This is a genomic window from Mycobacterium sp. (assembly GCF_049281135.1).
GTDB lineage: Bacteria > Actinomycetota > Actinomycetes > Mycobacteriales > Mycobacteriaceae > Mycobacterium.
The window spans coordinates 1-13770 of the sequence record NZ_JBAPRN010000784.1 but is presented as its reverse complement, the minus strand read 5'-3'; the positions used below and the strand labels follow the sequence as shown (position 1 = coordinate 13770).

Here is a 13770-nt window from a genome sequence, read left to right as displayed (position 1 = left end):
GCTGTGGGCTCAGGACTCCCGCGGCTTTCAAACGCGTCTGGCGCAGTTCGTCAACATCGCTTCACGTCACCGGATCAAACCGCTGTTCGTGCTGTTCGATTCCTGCTGGGATCCGTCCCCCAAACTCGGCCAACAGCACGCGCCGACGCCCGGGGTGCACAACTCCGGCTGGGTGCAGGGCCCCGGGGCCGAGCGCATCGATGACAAGCGCTACACCCGCACCCTGCAGGACTATGTCACCGGCGTGATGACCCAATTCCGCAATGACGATCGGGTTTTGGGTTGGGACGTGTGGAATGAACCTGACAATCCCGCACCGCAATATCGCAGCGTCGAGCGCGGCGACAAACTCGAACGGGTCGCCGATCTGCTCCCTCAGGTCTTCAACTGGGCGCGCGCCGCCGATGCGCGTCAACCGCTGACCAGCGGCGTGTGGGACGGCGAATGGTCAGACCCGGGTAGCCGCACCACAATCCAGAACATTCAGCTCGCCAACTCCGACGTGATCAGCTTTCACTCCTACGCCGGGCCGTCGACGTTCGAACGCCGCATCGGTGAACTCACCCCCCATGGACGCCCCATCCTGTGCACCGAATACATGGCCCGTCCGCAGGGCAGCACCATCGAGAGCATCTTGCCAGTTGCCAGGCGGCACAATGTCGGTGCGATCAACTGGGGTTTGGTGGCGGGCAAAACGCAGACCTACTTCCCGTGGGACTCGTGGAACCACCCGTATTCGTCGGTCCCGAAGGTCTGGTTCCACGATCTGTTGCGGCCGGATGGAACTGCGTTCGAGGGCATCGAATCTCAGACCATCAGAACCCTGACCGCCTCGACGGCCGGTTAGGGCCCTACGCTGATGCGGTGACGGTCGCAAAGTCGATCCTGCTGTTCGCGTTGGCCGCGGTGCTGGAAATCGGTGGCGCGTGGCTAGTCTGGCAGGGCATCCGCGAACATCGCGGCTGGATCTGGGCGGGCCTCGGCGTGATTGCGTTGGGCGCCTACGGCTTTGTCGCCACCTTTCAACCCGATTCGCAGTTCGGCCGCGTGCTGGCCGCCTATGGTGGCGTATTCGTCGCCGGATCACTGGCCTGGGGCATGGCGCTGGACGGTTTTCGGCCGGACCGCTGGGACATCATCGGCGCGGCGGTGTGCCTGGCCGGCGTCGGTGTGATCATGTACGCGCCGCGGGGGCGCTGATCACTCCTTGCGCTCCACGACCCCCGTCGCGTGCTGCGCGCGATCTTCGTAGGTCCGGCGAGCGGCGGTGTCGAGGTTGAGGAACACCGCATCGGTGCCCGTCTTCTTGTTGAGCCAGCGGCGACCGCGGTCCGGCAGCAGGGTGAACACGGCGGCAAATGATTTACCCCAACTAGGCACCGACACCCGAGATTTCGGCTTGTCGAGCACCTTGACGATCGCGCCGGCGATCTCGGACGGCTCGACCGGCTTCTGCGCGGCCGATGGCGACGTCCCCGAGATCAGCTCGGTGTTGGTAAAGGTCGGCAGGACCGCGGTGACCTTGACACCTTGCGAGGCGAACTCGTCGGCCATCGCGGTGGACAGCCCGACGACTGCGAATTTTGTTCCGGCGTAGATGATCTGACCGGGCACGGCGACCATGCCGGCCAGTGACGCGATGTTGATGATGTGCCCGCTGCGGCGCTTCACCATCTCCGGCAGCACCAGCTGACAACCGGTGAGCACCCCGTAGAAGTTCACTTCGATCGACGAGCGGATGGCTTGTGCCGACTGGTCGAGAAACGGACCTACCGGCATCACACCGGCGTTGTTGATCAACACGTCGATGTGCCCGCCGCCGTCGGCACGGGCCTTGTCGAGAAATGCCGCGAACGATTCCTTGTCGGTCACGTCTAGGGGATGACCGGTCACCTGTCCCAGAGTGCTGATGCCGGCGACCGCGCTCTCGAGCACATCGAGGTCCCGGTCGCCGATGACCACGCGGGCACCGCGCGCCAGCAGCGCTTGCGCGGTCGCGTACCCGATGCCGCGGGCAGCGCCGGTGATGACGATGGTCTTACCCCTGATGTTGTCCATTCGACGGACTTTACAGGTGTCAAGTCCGGTGCAGTACCAGCTTTCGGTGCCGCTCAGAGACGCCGCGTGAGGGCGCTGTGCGACGTAGGGCTGCCTACCGGCCGGGCTTCTCCTCGCTGGTCAGCGGTCTAAGCGCACATCGCTGCGCGATCACGCCGCCTTTCGTTTCTTATTTGATCCTCAGCTTTTGTTCGGATAACGAGTCCAGATGACTGCCTATTGTGCTGTCGAATATCGTCTGGTATTTCTATAAGAACAAAAGATACTAAATGAATGATATATCGCGGATTTACCCGACATCCAGTCTGATGCCACCGAAGAGGAGACCGATGAAACCCGCAACCCTGGGCTCACCGGTCGGAGGCTTCTTGCTTGGCCAGGGCTTTAGCTGGCCTGACCCGGACATCGAGGGCACCCTCATTGTTTCCCAGCCGTCCGCCGACCCCGAACTGTGGGCCGAGTACGCGGCCGGCGCCGTTCGGAGTTACCGGAAGCGTGGCGTGGAATGCGCGCTCGACGTCGACGCACTGCGCGACGGCCACGACACGATCATGTTCTGCGCCGTCGTCGATGATGCCGGACAGGTGGTTGGCGGCCTGCGGGCCAAGGCGCTTCGCTCCGCCGACGATTCGCATGCGGTCACTGAGTGGGCGGGCCAGCCCGGTCAGCAGGACGTCCGGCAGATGATTGCCGACCGCGTGCCCCATGGCGTTCTGGAAATGAAAGCCGGCTGGGTTACCGATGCTGCCGGCCGGAATCCGTTCCTTACCAGCGCCTTGGCACGCAGCGGGTTCTACATGATGGTCATCCTCGATTTCCAGTACCTCATGTGCACCTCCGCGACGGCGATCCTGAACACCTGGCGTTCTTCTGGACCAGTGGTGGCGGCCGTTCCGGCGACGCCCTATCCCAACGAGCACTACCGAACCAAGCTGCTGTGGTGGAACCGCCGCGATTTCTTCAACCACGCGCAACCGAACCAGCTCACCAAGATCGTCAGCGAGACAAAGGATTTGATCCACGAGCAATTTCGCCGGGGTCAGATCGGCACGGGGCTTTCCGGCTTGCTCCCCGTCAGCCTGGCAAAGCCAGTCCGGTCGAGTGACTGCGAGGTGGCCTCATAGTCGTGTCCTCATCCAGCGCCCATGTCCAGCCCGAAAACTTGCAGAGGTAGAACAATGGAAAACAACTCAGAACCCGTATGGATCATGTTCATCACCGACACCGAAACCCGCGACAAGCTCCTCAAATACGGAAGCGGGTCGCAGTGGGAAGTGGATGCCTCCACCGCCGCGGCGATGATTTTGGTCGGAGCAGCGGTGCGAATGCCCTCCCCGGTGGAGACACTGCCCGTGCCCGGTGTTAACGGGATGTCGATGATCACCCGGGAATGTGCCTGAGCGACCTCAAATCCCGAGATCCTTGGCGATAATCGTCTTCATGATCTCGGTGGTCCCGCCGTAAATCGTCTGGATACGCGCGTCGACGAAAGCGCGCGAGACCGGATATTCCCGCATGTACCCGTATCCGCCGTGCAGTTGTAAGCAGCGGTCGGCGGTACGAACCTGAAGTTCGGTGGTCCACCATTTGAGCCGTGCGGCCCGGGCCGCGGTCAACTCGCCGGTGAGGTGTTCGGCGATGCAGTCGTCGAGATAGGTACGCGCGACATCGATTTCGGTCGACAGCTCGGCGAGCACGAATTGAGTGTTCTGCAAGCCGGAGATGGGGGAGCCGAACGCGCTTCGCTGCTTGACGTAGCCGAGGGTTTCGGCCATCACCCCCTCGGCCGCGGCCACCGCACCGACGGCCAGCGACAGCCGTTCCTGGGGCAGGTTCTTCATCAGTTGATAAAAGCCCCGCCCTTCTTCGCCGAGTAGGTTCTCGACGGGAACCCGCATGTCGGTGAAGCTGAGCTCGCTGGTGTCCTGGGCGTGCAGACCGATCTTCTCCAGGTTCCTGCCGCGGCTGAACCCCGGTGTTTCCGGCTCGACCACCAGCAGCGACAACCCCTTGTGCCGATCGGGCGAGGTGCGCACGGCGACGACGAACAAGTCTCCGGTCTGCCCGTTGGAAATAAAGGTCTTCGCGCCATTGACCACATAGTGGTCGCCGTCTCGCACCGCGGTAGTGCGGATCCCCGCCAGGTCGCTACCGGCGCCGGGTTCTGTCATCGCGATGCCGATCACGGTCTCGCCGGTGACTACACCTGGTAACCAGCGTCGCTGTTGTTCGGTTGTCGTCAGGTCAGTGAGATAGGGCAGCACGATGTCGTTCTGCAGTGACAACGCGATAGCCTCGGCCGCCGCGCCGGCCCGCTGGAGTTCGTCCACGACGATCGCGTTGTAGCGGAAGTCGTCGACACCTGGCCCGCCGAACTCCTCGGGAACCGAAAACCCCAGCAGCCCGAGCTTGCCGGCTTCGGTGAACAACGAACGGTCCAGGCAGCTGGCCTTCTCCCACTGCTCGTGGGCCGGGACGACAATCTGCTGCACAAAATCGTGAACCATTTCGCGGAACTGCCGGTGCTCGGAGGTGTACTCCAGCCGTGTGCTCATTAGCTGCTCCTGTCAGCGAAAGGCGTCGATGCCGGTGAAGGCCTGACCCAGGATCAGCTGGTGCATTTCCGGAGTGCCCTCGTAGGTGAGCACCGATTCCAGGTTGACCATGTGCCGGATCACCGGATACTCCAGCGATATTCCGTTGCCGCCCAATATGGTTCGCGCCGTGCGGCAGATCTCGATCGCTTCCCGGGTGTTGTTGAGCTTGCCGAAGCTGACCTGCTCGGGTCGCAGACCCACGCTGTCCTTGAGTCGCCCCAGCTGCAGGGCCAGCAGCAGACCCTTGTGCAATTCGACGGCCATGTCGACGAGTTTGGCTTGGGTCAACTGGAATCCGGCGATCGGACGCCCGAATTGGGTGCGTTGTCCTGCGTAGTCCAGCGCCGATTGCCACGCGGATCGCGCGGCGCCCATCGAACCCCAGATGATGCCGTAGCGCGCCTCCGACAGACACGACAGCGGACCTTTGAGCCCCTTCACCTCGGGCAGCATGGCGTCGTCGGGCAGGCGGACGTCGTCGAGCACCAGCTCGCTGGTGATCGACGCCCGCAGCGAGAGCTTGTGGTGAATGGTGTTGGCGGAAAACCCGGGCGTCTTGGTGGGGACGACAAAGCCGCGCACGCCGTCGTCGGTCACCGCCCAGACGATCGCCACGTCGGCGACCGATCCGTTGGTGATCCACATCTTGCGGCCGTCGAGGATCCAGTCCGATCCGTCACGCCGCGCCCGGGTGGTCATCGAAGCCGGATCGGAGCCGGCGTCGGGTTCGGTCAGGCCGAAGCAGCCGAGCAGTTCGCCGGCGGCCATGCCGGGCAGCCACCGTTGCTTCTGTTCTTCAGAGCCGAATCGCCAGATCGCGAACATGGCCAGCGACCCCTGTACCGAGACCATCGACCGGATGCCGGAGTCGGCGGCCTCCAGCTCGGTACACGCCAGCCCGTAGTGCACCGACGACGCCCCGCCGCAGCCGTAACCCTCCAGGTGCATGCCGAGCAATCCGAGCTGTCCGAAGTGTTTGGCCAGGTCGCGGACCGGGAGATCGCCGATCTCGAACCACTCCGCGACGTGCGGGATGACGTGCTCGGCGCAGAACTGACGGACCGTGTCACGCACTGCGACCTCGTCGTCGGACAGTGAGCTGTCTAGGCCGAGCGGGTCCTGTGGATTGAAGGCGGGAAGTGTGCCAGTGCTCATGGCCTCATCCTGCCACCGTGGGAAACGGAATCGTCGGCGTCGGCGTCCGTTCGGGCTTAGGCTGCCGTGAGGGGCTTCAGCTTGGAGGAAGAGTCATGCCCGCACTGCTGCGCTTGTCGGCCGTGTTCATCGCGGTGGTCGCGCTGGCCCCGCCGGCGGTCGCCGATCCGCTCGACCCGATCCCTGGAAACGGTGTCTTCGTCGTCGGACCCGACATCGCACCGGGCCTGTACCACACGGGTGGGTCGGGATCGGCCTTTGGAGTGTGGATCAACAACGTGCCGACCCAGGACTCAATGTGTTCCTGGTTTACCTACAGCACACCCGGTGCGGACAAGGACCATGTCCTGCAGACCAACACTTCGGTCGGTCCGATGTTCGCGAACATCAATACGGGGGTCAAGGCCTTCGAGTCGCATAACTGCCAGGACTGGAGACGGGTCCCCTAAAACGTGTCAATGACGTTCAGCCACAGCTGAATTAGTCGCAGCTGACGCATACTCCGGTGAGCGACAATTGCATGCCGCATGTGCAAAATTTTCCCTCGCGCCGAACATCGCCGGAACGCTTGCCGCTTAGGCGCACCCGATTCTCCGGGTGCTCGACGTACCAGGTTCCCTTTCGCGAACTGGGTCCGCGTCCGGCGCCGTTGTCCGCGACGCCGGCGATTTCTTGTTCGGTGAGAAAGCCGGTTGTGTACCCGTGGTAGATATGCAGATCGGGCAGACCGTCGCGCCTCTTCGCCACGATGTAAGGCTTGTCAGGACTGGCGACCGCACGGTATTCGGCGATGCCGATTGCGGCGGTGACTCGACGGATGAATTGGTGATTTTCTGCCGGGATGTGTGCCTCCGCCATGGCCGCGAGCAGCGAGTCGGGCGGTTGGTCTGTGGTGGTCACGTTATCCAACGATAACCGGGCCGGCCGATGACGTCGGATGCCCGCACCGCCGCGAGGCAACTCTTCAGCAGCCTTTAGTCGCGAGGCCGACAGTGATTAACACCCTGAACATCTCGCGGACAGAATTGGCTGACTATCTAAGATTGCAGTCAGATGGGTAACGGCGGAGGGTCACGATGGCCACCGAGCTTTGGCTGGACGATCTTCGTGTCGGGCATCGATTTCGTACCGATGTCTACGACCTCACCGCCGACGACATCATCGAATTCGCAATCAAGTGGGACCCCCAACCGTTTCACATCAGCGACGAGTCTGCGCAAGACACCTTTTTCATGGGCTCGCGGGCAGCGGCTGACACACCGCCGCGATCACGATGCGCTTGCTCGTCACGTCAGGAATTGCGCTGGCGGGCGGCATTATCGGCGCCGGCGGTGAGGTCGCCTGGCCCACCGCGACGCGACCGGGCGATCGACTTCACGTCGAGGGCGAAGTCCTCGACGTAAACACGTCCAGGTCGAATCCCAACCGCTGGCAAGGCGCGGCTGCTGGCGTTCGCCAAACCGCGGTAAGCTATTTGTCGATGCCGCTGTTCAGCCGCGAACTCAGAAACATGCAGTCTGTAATGCCGGTATGTCACAGTCGGTACATCTCCCGGGACATCGCGGCTTCTTCGACGAACCTCTCCCGCCGTGGATGGTGATAACGCCGACCTCCCGCGATCGCCGTCAGTCGACGCAACCGCCATTGCCGTTGCGGGAAATGCGAATTCGCGTCGCTGGCCGCTGGTTGCGGGCGAGCGCCGGCGTGCGACTCGATGGCCGCTACTTGGTACGAATCGTCGATGCCGGTCGAGTAGGGAGCGTGCTCGGTTATCGTCATATTGGCGCCTTAAGTTCGAATCCTGTTATGCCACTTGGTTTGATGTCAGCTGGTGAACGTGGCGAGATGGTCGGTGATGAATTCCTGCACCGTTGTGGGCTTCTTGCCGCCGATTCGTTCGACCAGGTCGTTATTGCCGGCGAAGATTCCGTTCTGGTAGTCGACGGCGACGTTGCTGAGGTGCTGCGCCAAGAACTCAGGAAAGCCCTGGGCTTTGATGCCGTCGATCCACGTCGGGATGTCTGCGGGCTCGTAGCGCACCGGCCGTCCCAACGCTTCGGAGATGGCGTCGGCGATCTGGTAGTGGTTCATTTCGACCGCGCCGAACAATGGGTAAACCTGGCCGGCGTGGTCGTCGGGGTTCTCCAGGATCGCCGCGATCACCCGGCCCTGGTCTTCTGCGGTGATCGGTGCGTGGTGCCCGTCGCCGAAGGGGAGCCGCAGTACGCCCTCCTCACGAATACCCTTAGCACCGAAAATCGTGAACCACTCCGCGAAATACGTTGGGCGCAAATGGGTCGCAGCAATCGGAGACCAGTCCAGGATCCGCTCACCCAGCCAGTGGATGCGTGCCGCGTCGCTTGCGGCCCCGCGGCGGGCCGAGATCTGTGACATGTTGACGATCGCGGTGACTCCGGTTTCCTCGGCGGCCTGGGCGAAGGCGGTGGTCGCCTCGAGCAGGCCCGGGCTGATCGGGTAGACGAAGTAGGCCGCCCGGACGCCGTCGACCGCCTCGCGGACGGCGTCGGTGTCTTGCAGATCGCCGACGATAACGTCGGCGCCGCTGTCACGCAGTTTCGCGGCGCGATCGTCAAAGCGGTGCACCAGGGCGCGCACGCGGTGGCCGCGTTCGAGCAGCAGTTTCGCGGCGTATCCGCCGGTTCTGCCGGCCGCTCCGGTAACAAGCAACGCTCGGTCGTGGGTGCGGTCTGTCGTGGTGGACTCACTGGTCATTGGTCGTCCCTCTCTGCGCAGTCATTCGTAAGAAGCTGATAAATCGCACTGTCACAGCTAGCTCTATTAAAGTCAAGCTATCAACAGACGCGATTTATGCCCGCTGGGGAAGTTGAGAATCTGGGAATAAATTGGCTCTCACCTGGCAAGAGCCCGGTGGCTTCGGACGGCCCGGTGAACCCCGGGCAGCTGCCCTCACCGCCGACCCTCTGATCGCTTCACGAGAAAAGCCCAGTGGCACAACGTGTGCAAGGTCCAGATTCACTAATTGGCTTGACAAAACACAAGCCAGTAACGATAGGTTAGAGCTGTCCTTTGAGCGGTGACGCCGCGTACACCCGAGGAGTCTCAATGAGCCGATCAGCCGCACCGGTCCTGGTGACCGGTGCCACCGGGCGTCATGGGTCCACCGGCGCACACGTCGCACGTCGCCTGCGTGAAGAAGGCAGGCCAGTTCGAATCCTGGCCCGAACGTTCAGCGCACGCACCGACGCGCTTGCCGCGCTCGGCGCCGAAGTGGTCACCGGGGATCTGCATGATCGCCGCAGTCTGGTCACCGCGCTCACCGACGTCGAGCTGGCGTATTTCACCTACCCGGTTGAAGCCGGCGTGATCCCTGCCGCGGCCAACTACACCGCCGCGGTTCGCGAGACGGGACGCGCCATCAGGACCGTCGTCATGTCGATGGGGCCGGCGCACCCGCTTCATCCCAGCGATCTCGGCCGTGCGCAATGGCTGGCCGAAGAAGTGATGACCTGGGGCGGACTCGACGTGTTGATCTTGCGGGTCGGTGCGACCTTCCACGAGAATCTCATTGCTCTGCACGGCGATTCGATCAGGCGGGAGAACCTGCTGCGTAACAGCTTCGGTGATGGGCAAGTTGGCTGGATAAACGGCAGCGACGCGGGGGAGCTTGCGGTGGCAGCTCTGCTGCATCCTTCCACCTTCGATGGCCCGGTCTGCTACCCGACGGGATCGGAGCTGCTGAACCACCACGCGATCGCCGAGATCCTCACCGAGGAACTCGGACGTCTGATCACCTTCGAGCCGATCTCATCTGACCAGTGGCGCGACGAGCTTGTCCGCGTTGCCGAGGATCATCCGGGTGGCGTCGTCAACCCCGCCATGGCCGGTCACATCGCCAATGTCGGAGCGGCGGTCGCGGCCCGAGGTGCCCCACCTGCCGATTGCACGCAATTGAGTCGACTCATCAACCGGACGCCGGTATCGCTGCGGGAGTTCGTGCGTGCGAATCGCGCGGTGCTGGATGCGACGCAAACTCTAGATAACTGTGGCCAAGGGTATGTGTCAGCTAACCATGCCTGAAAGGCAAAGCAGATAAGCGCTTTCGCAGAGGAGCGCAATCGGGCACCCTAGTTCGAGGGCCCAGCTGGCCGTTCTACCTGGTCGATCGGCCTGTTCAGCGGCGGATAAATCAGCCATCTGGCTATGGCAAAGTAATGCCAGCGGGTAGGGTGGTGCGATGACCCCAGCAACTGACGCGATGACTTTGACGGGTCGTCTGGCCGATGGCGACAGAACCGGCTACCGCGAAGTCTGTCCTATCGAACGGGCCTTGGACACCATCGGAACACGTTCAGCTTTGGTGCTGCTTCGTGAGGCATTTTGGGGCACTACGCGTTTCGAGGATTTTGCGCAACGCGCCGGCTTCACGGAGCAAATAGCGGCGACACGTCTCAAACAGCTTGTCGATGCCGGGGTCCTGGCGAAGCAGCCCTACAAGACGCCGGGTCAGCGCACTCGATACGAGTACGTGCTCACCGGCCGGGGCCGGCAATTGTTTCCCGTGCTAGTCAGCCTGGTCGAATTCGGAATGCTCTTGCAGGGCGACGCGAGACGCCTCGATCTGGTGCACGGCGAAGGTTGCGGCTCACCGCTGGGCACCCACGTTCAGTGCGCGGAAGGCCACAACGTGCAGCTTGCTCAAGCAGAGGCGCGCTTGCGCCCCAAACAAAAACGCTGAGCGAGGCCACAAATCACGCGCGACTCACACCGCGCACTGTTTGAATGCTCCTATGGTCGGTGCGTGGATCGGCTTCGCGGCCGGGCTGATGGTGGTGATGGGGACGCTGATGAGCGTCGCGGGCACCCTGGTCGTCCCGCGGGCGGTCAATTCCCCGGCCAGCCGGATGGTCGCGTGGCTCCTTGACATCGTGTTCCGGATCCTCACCAAGCCGGTGCGCTCCTTTGGGCGCAGGAATGCGATCCTGTCCTGGCAAGCGCCCATGTCGTTGCTCGCCCGGCTCGCCGCGTGGCTGGCCATGCTCATCGTCGGTTTTGCCCTCTTATTGCTGCCGAGCATGAAAGGCCATCTAGGGCAGGCCTTTTCCGAAGCGGGGTCCTCGATCTTCACCCTTGGCTACGCAGCGCCCTCGAGCGGAGGCAGCACGACGCTGGAGTACCTGGCGGCGTTCACCGGGTTGGTCGTGATCGGACTGCAGGTCGGGTACCTGCCGACGCTCTACGCCGCGTTCAACAAGCGCGAAACCGAAGTCACGCTGCTCGGCACGCGTTCGGGTGTGCCGTCCTGGGGTCCGGAGCTGCTGGCCCGCAGTCGGTGGGGCATAATCCAGGACGGCAACATGGCGAGAGTTCTCGAAACGATGTTCTTCTCGTGGGAGCGATGGGCCGCAGAAGTAACCGAGTCGCACACCACTTACGTCACTCTGGTTCGCTTCCGCTCGCCGCATCCGTTGTCACATTGGCTGACGTCACTGATCGCGGTCATGGATGCCGCCGCTCTGCACTTGTCGCTTGCCCCGTCAGTCGAACCCAGATTGGCGCCGCGGCTCGCGCTTCGGATGGGCTTCGTCGCCATCTCGCAGATCGCCAAAACAATGGGCCAGCCGGTATCCGATGAACCCTGCCCCGATACGCCAATCTCGGTGACATTCAGCGACTTCCAGCAGGCGGTCGCCATGCTGCGCGAAGTCGACTACCCGATCGAGCGCTCCGACGAGGAGGCGTGGCCGCATTTCCGGGGCTGGCGGGCCAACTACGACGCGGCGGCGCTGCTGCTCGCAAAGCAGCTCGACGCCCCGCCGGCGCCCTGGACGGGAACCCGGCGCTGGCCCTCGACCCCGATCCTCCCGCAACGGCCACCGGCCATGATGGCGCCCCGAGATCGACCAGAACGGTAGCCTCACCGCATGGAGCGTCCGCGGCGCGGTCCGGTGTGGCTGGGCATCGATGTGGCCTGTGTGCTGGCGTTTTGTGCCGCCGGGCGGCGCAGCCACGACGAGGGTCTCAACATCGCGGGCATCGCCTCGACAGCATGGCCCTTCCTGAGCGGGACCGCCGTGGGGTGGCTGGCCGCTCAAGCCTGGCGTCGGCCGACAGCGGTATATCCCACCGGGGTCGTGGTGTGGCTGTGCACGGTCGTCGTCGGGATGCTGCTGCGTAAGGTCAGCTCGGCCGGCGTCGCCGCCAGTTTCATCGTGGTGGCGTCATCAGTCACCGCGCTGCTGCTGTTGGGTTGGCGAGCGCTAGCCCAGCCCAGGCGGCGCGCAAAGCTCTCGAAACGGCGGGCGTGACCATGGCGCGAACAGACAGCGACACCTGGGGTCCGGCCACCAGCGTCGGAACAACCGCGACCTTGGTGGCGACCGCGAGGGCGCTGGCACACCGGGCGGGGTTGATCAACGACCCGTTCGCCGAGCCGTTGGTCAGCGCCGTCGGGAACGACTTTTTCACCAGGGTGGCCAGCGGCGAGATGGCTCTCAGCGATCTCGGTGACAATAACGGATTAGCATTGCTGACAGATCTTTTGGCGATTCGTACCCGATTCTTCGACAACTTCCTCACCGACGCGTGCCGGGCCGGGATTCGGCAAGCGGTGATACTGGCGTCGGGGCTGGACGCACGGCCCTATCGGCTGTGGTGGCCGGCCGGCACCACCGTGTACGAAGTCGATCAACCCCAGGTGATCGACTTCAAAACCCAGACAATGCGAGGCCTCGACGCGGTTCCGGCTGCCAACCGGCGCGCGGTGGGCGTCGACCTTCGGCAGGACTGGCCGGAGGCGTTGCGCAGGATCGGCTTCGACGCCACCGAACCCACCGTGTGGGTTGCGGAGGGATTGTTCATCGGGTTTCTGCAGCCGGCCACACAGGACCGGTTGCTTGACAACGTCACCGCGTTGAGCGCGCCCGGAAGCCGGGCCGCGGCCGACTATTTTCCGCAGCGGCCGCAGCCGCTCAGGAGCCAGGAGCACGCTCTGGCGGATGGCTGGCGACAGTTCGGATACAAAGGCGACATGGCCGAGTTCACCTACGCAGAGGAATACCGTGACGTCGCCGAATCCCTGGCCGAACTCGGTTGGCGAACCGTGGTGACGGGGCTCGAGAAGTTGTTCAGCGCTACCGGGCTACCGGGTTTGCGTCGCCAAGATCTAAAGGGCGTGACGGTGGCCGGCCGCTATGTTCGCGCGGTTTTGGCGTAGTCGCGGCGGAATGCAGCCAACAACGAGACGTTAGACATGTAGTGATGCTTCGACCCAGCCAACCAACCGCGTCGGGCCAGCTGCGCTTCCTGGCAGTGGGTCCGGACGATCCCAGGGCTCAGCCGCTGCTGGACGAGCTGGCCGTCGAGTATGCGCAACGCTACGAGAGCACGCCGCCCACCGTGATGGCGTGGTTGCGGTCGGTTCCGCTGGCGGAGTTCGCGGCGCCCGACGGCGGCTTTCTGATCGGCGAGGTCGACGGGATGACGGTCACCGGCGGGGCGTTCCAACGATTCGACGCCGAGACGGCCGAGCTCAAACGAATCTGGACCGACAGCGCGCACCGCCGCTGTGGGTATGCCACCGCACTGCTCGTCGAACTGGAAAACACCATCGCCGCTCGCGGCTACCGGCGGGTGTACCTGACGACAGGCCACCGTCAGCCCGAGGCCGAAGCGCTGTACGAATCGACAGGTTACACAAGGCTTTCGGAACCGTTGCCGTCGCGGGGACCCGTCTTCCCGATCGCATTCGTGAAGGACCTGCCGTGACCCGCGCCGACGACGATGCAGAGCGTGGCGATCGGGTGGCGGCACGCCCCCTCGCCGCTGCGCGGCTGCGGGTACCCCCACCCGCTTGCGGGGGAGAGTGGCGCTCATGAACCCAGCGCTGCATCTGGCTGTTGCACTCGACGGCTACGGCTGGCATCGGCAGGCGTGGCGAGCCACGCTGGCCGCCCAGCCCGCCACGGAATCGGTTTTCAGC

18 protein-coding genes are annotated in these 13770 nt (G+C 63.7%); 12 read left to right on the top strand and 6 right to left on the bottom strand.

Translation table 11 applies throughout. The annotated features are described in order from the left end of the window. Together WAN02_RS31090 and WAN02_RS31085 are read left to right on the top strand one after the other, a co-directional pair. On the top strand, nt 1-847 hold an 847-nt coding region (locus WAN02_RS31090), incomplete at its 5' end, for a cellulase family glycosylhydrolase (RefSeq protein WP_422269215.1). Nucleotides 848-864: 17 nt separating this feature from the next. After that, on the top strand, nt 865-1200 hold the full coding sequence (locus tag WAN02_RS31085; RefSeq protein ID WP_422269214.1) for a YnfA family protein: 336 nt from the start codon (nt 865-867) through the stop codon (nt 1198-1200). Here the strand turns inward: WAN02_RS31085 and WAN02_RS31080 are convergent, their stop codons facing one another. After that, on the bottom strand, nt 1201-2058 hold the full coding sequence (locus tag WAN02_RS31080; protein ID WP_422269213.1) for an SDR family oxidoreductase: 858 nt from the start codon (nt 2056-2058) through the stop codon (nt 1201-1203). 329 nt (nt 2059-2387) lie between these two features. Between WAN02_RS31080 and WAN02_RS31075 the strand changes: the two genes are divergently transcribed. Beyond that, nucleotides 2388-3182 carry a hypothetical protein gene (locus tag WAN02_RS31075; RefSeq protein ID WP_422269212.1) on the top strand — a complete coding sequence of 265 codons (795 nt, stop codon included), beginning with the start codon at nt 2388-2390 and terminating at the stop codon, nt 3180-3182. A gap of 54 nt (nt 3183-3236) precedes the next feature. Continuing rightward, the gene (locus WAN02_RS31070) at nt 3237-3458 is read left to right on the top strand and encodes a hypothetical protein (RefSeq protein WP_422269211.1); all 222 of its coding nucleotides are present in this window, start codon (nt 3237-3239) and stop codon (nt 3456-3458) included. A gap of 6 nt (nt 3459-3464) precedes the next feature. On the opposite strand, the gene WAN02_RS31065 is transcribed toward WAN02_RS31070, so the two are convergent. Together WAN02_RS31065 and WAN02_RS31060 are read right to left on the bottom strand one after the other, a co-directional pair. Beyond that, nucleotides 3465-4613 (bottom strand): acyl-CoA dehydrogenase family protein, encoded by a 1149-nt coding sequence (locus WAN02_RS31065; RefSeq protein ID WP_422269210.1) that lies wholly within the window; start codon nt 4611-4613, stop codon nt 3465-3467. A gap of 12 nt (nt 4614-4625) precedes the next feature. Beyond that, nucleotides 4626-5810, bottom strand: coding sequence for an acyl-CoA dehydrogenase (locus WAN02_RS31060; protein WP_422269209.1), 1185 nt, complete (start codon nt 5808-5810; stop codon nt 4626-4628). 95 nt (nt 5811-5905) lie between these two features. Here WAN02_RS31060 and WAN02_RS31055 point away from each other — a divergent pair, with 95 nt between their 5' ends. Then, complete coding sequence (locus WAN02_RS31055; RefSeq protein ID WP_422269208.1) at nt 5906-6259, top strand: hypothetical protein; 354 nt, start codon at nt 5906-5908, stop codon at nt 6257-6259. A 31-nt stretch (nt 6260-6290) separates the two neighbouring features. Here the strand turns inward: WAN02_RS31055 and WAN02_RS31050 are convergent, their stop codons facing one another. Beyond that, nucleotides 6291-6710 carry a hypothetical protein gene (locus WAN02_RS31050; RefSeq protein WP_422269207.1) on the bottom strand — a complete coding sequence of 140 codons (420 nt, stop codon included), beginning with the start codon at nt 6708-6710 and terminating at the stop codon, nt 6291-6293. Nucleotides 6711-6886: 176 nt separating this feature from the next. On the opposite strand from WAN02_RS31050, the gene WAN02_RS31045 reads away from it, so the two are divergent. Then, nucleotides 6887-7213, top strand: coding sequence for a hypothetical protein (locus WAN02_RS31045; protein WP_422269206.1), 327 nt, complete (start codon nt 6887-6889; stop codon nt 7211-7213). Nucleotides 7214-7343: 130 nt separating this feature from the next. On the opposite strand, the gene WAN02_RS31040 is transcribed toward WAN02_RS31045, so the two are convergent. Beyond that, nucleotides 7344-7589, bottom strand: a complete 246-nt coding sequence (locus WAN02_RS31040; protein WP_422269205.1) for a hypothetical protein — start codon at nt 7587-7589, stop codon at nt 7344-7346. A 45-nt stretch (nt 7590-7634) separates the two neighbouring features. Beyond that, complete coding sequence (locus tag WAN02_RS31035) at nt 7635-8543, bottom strand: NmrA family NAD(P)-binding protein (protein WP_422269204.1); 909 nt, start codon at nt 8541-8543, stop codon at nt 7635-7637. 351 nt (nt 8544-8894) lie between these two features. Here WAN02_RS31035 and WAN02_RS31030 point away from each other — a divergent pair, with 351 nt between their 5' ends. From WAN02_RS31030 to WAN02_RS31005, 6 genes are all read left to right on the top strand, one after another. After that, nucleotides 8895-9869 carry an NmrA family NAD(P)-binding protein gene (locus WAN02_RS31030; protein WP_422269203.1) on the top strand — a complete coding sequence of 325 codons (975 nt, stop codon included), beginning with the start codon at nt 8895-8897 and terminating at the stop codon, nt 9867-9869. 250 nt (nt 9870-10119) lie between these two features. Beyond that, nucleotides 10120-10527, top strand: coding sequence for a winged helix-turn-helix transcriptional regulator (locus tag WAN02_RS31025; protein ID WP_422269202.1), 408 nt, complete (start codon nt 10120-10122; stop codon nt 10525-10527). Nucleotides 10528-10579: 52 nt separating this feature from the next. Further along, the gene (locus tag WAN02_RS31020; protein ID WP_422269201.1) at nt 10580-11704 is read left to right on the top strand and encodes a hypothetical protein; all 1125 of its coding nucleotides are present in this window, start codon (nt 10580-10582) and stop codon (nt 11702-11704) included. Nucleotides 11705-11713: 9 nt separating this feature from the next. Next, nucleotides 11714-12097 carry a DUF3054 domain-containing protein gene (locus WAN02_RS31015; RefSeq protein ID WP_422269200.1) on the top strand — a complete coding sequence of 128 codons (384 nt, stop codon included), beginning with the start codon at nt 11714-11716 and terminating at the stop codon, nt 12095-12097. A 2-nt stretch (nt 12098-12099) separates the two neighbouring features. Next, nucleotides 12100-13005: an SAM-dependent methyltransferase gene (locus tag WAN02_RS31010; protein ID WP_422269199.1), complete on the top strand. Its 906-nt coding sequence runs from the start codon at nt 12100-12102 to the stop codon at nt 13003-13005. A 44-nt stretch (nt 13006-13049) separates the two neighbouring features. After that, entirely contained in the window at nt 13050-13556 is a 507-nt protein-coding gene (locus tag WAN02_RS31005) for a GNAT family N-acetyltransferase (protein ID WP_422269198.1), read from the top strand. The last annotated feature ends 214 nt before the right edge of the window (nt 13557-13770 follow it).

Bases quoted from the DNA above. Each gene is read 5' to 3' on its own strand.
- WAN02_RS31020 (WP_422269201.1), top strand. From the start codon at position 10,580: ATGGTCGGTGCGTGGATCGGCTTCGCGGCCGGGCTGATGGTGGTGATG.
- WAN02_RS31060 (WP_422269209.1), bottom strand. From the start codon at position 5,810: ATGAGCACTGGCACACTTCCCGCCTTCAATCCACAGGACCCGCTCGGC.
- WAN02_RS31080 (WP_422269213.1), bottom strand. From the start codon at position 2,058: ATGGACAACATCAGGGGTAAGACCATCGTCATCACCGGCGCTGCCCGC.
- WAN02_RS31005 (WP_422269198.1), top strand. From the start codon at position 13,050: ATGCTTCGACCCAGCCAACCAACCGCGTCGGGCCAGCTGCGCTTCCTG.
- WAN02_RS31010 (WP_422269199.1), top strand. From the start codon at position 12,100: ATGGCGCGAACAGACAGCGACACCTGGGGTCCGGCCACCAGCGTCGGA.
- WAN02_RS31030 (WP_422269203.1), top strand. From the start codon at position 8,895: ATGAGCCGATCAGCCGCACCGGTCCTGGTGACCGGTGCCACCGGGCGT.
- WAN02_RS31065 (WP_422269210.1), bottom strand. From the start codon at position 4,613: ATGAGCACACGGCTGGAGTACACCTCCGAGCACCGGCAGTTCCGCGAA.
- WAN02_RS31040 (WP_422269205.1), bottom strand. From the start codon at position 7,589: ATGACGATAACCGAGCACGCTCCCTACTCGACCGGCATCGACGATTCG.
- WAN02_RS31070 (WP_422269211.1), top strand. From the start codon at position 3,237: ATGGAAAACAACTCAGAACCCGTATGGATCATGTTCATCACCGACACC.
- WAN02_RS31045 (WP_422269206.1), top strand. From the start codon at position 6,887: ATGGCCACCGAGCTTTGGCTGGACGATCTTCGTGTCGGGCATCGATTT.
- WAN02_RS31075 (WP_422269212.1), top strand. From the start codon at position 2,388: ATGAAACCCGCAACCCTGGGCTCACCGGTCGGAGGCTTCTTGCTTGGC.
- WAN02_RS31055 (WP_422269208.1), top strand. From the start codon at position 5,906: ATGCCCGCACTGCTGCGCTTGTCGGCCGTGTTCATCGCGGTGGTCGCG.
- WAN02_RS31015 (WP_422269200.1), top strand. From the start codon at position 11,714: ATGGAGCGTCCGCGGCGCGGTCCGGTGTGGCTGGGCATCGATGTGGCC.
- WAN02_RS31035 (WP_422269204.1), bottom strand. From the start codon at position 8,543: ATGACCAGTGAGTCCACCACGACAGACCGCACCCACGACCGAGCGTTG.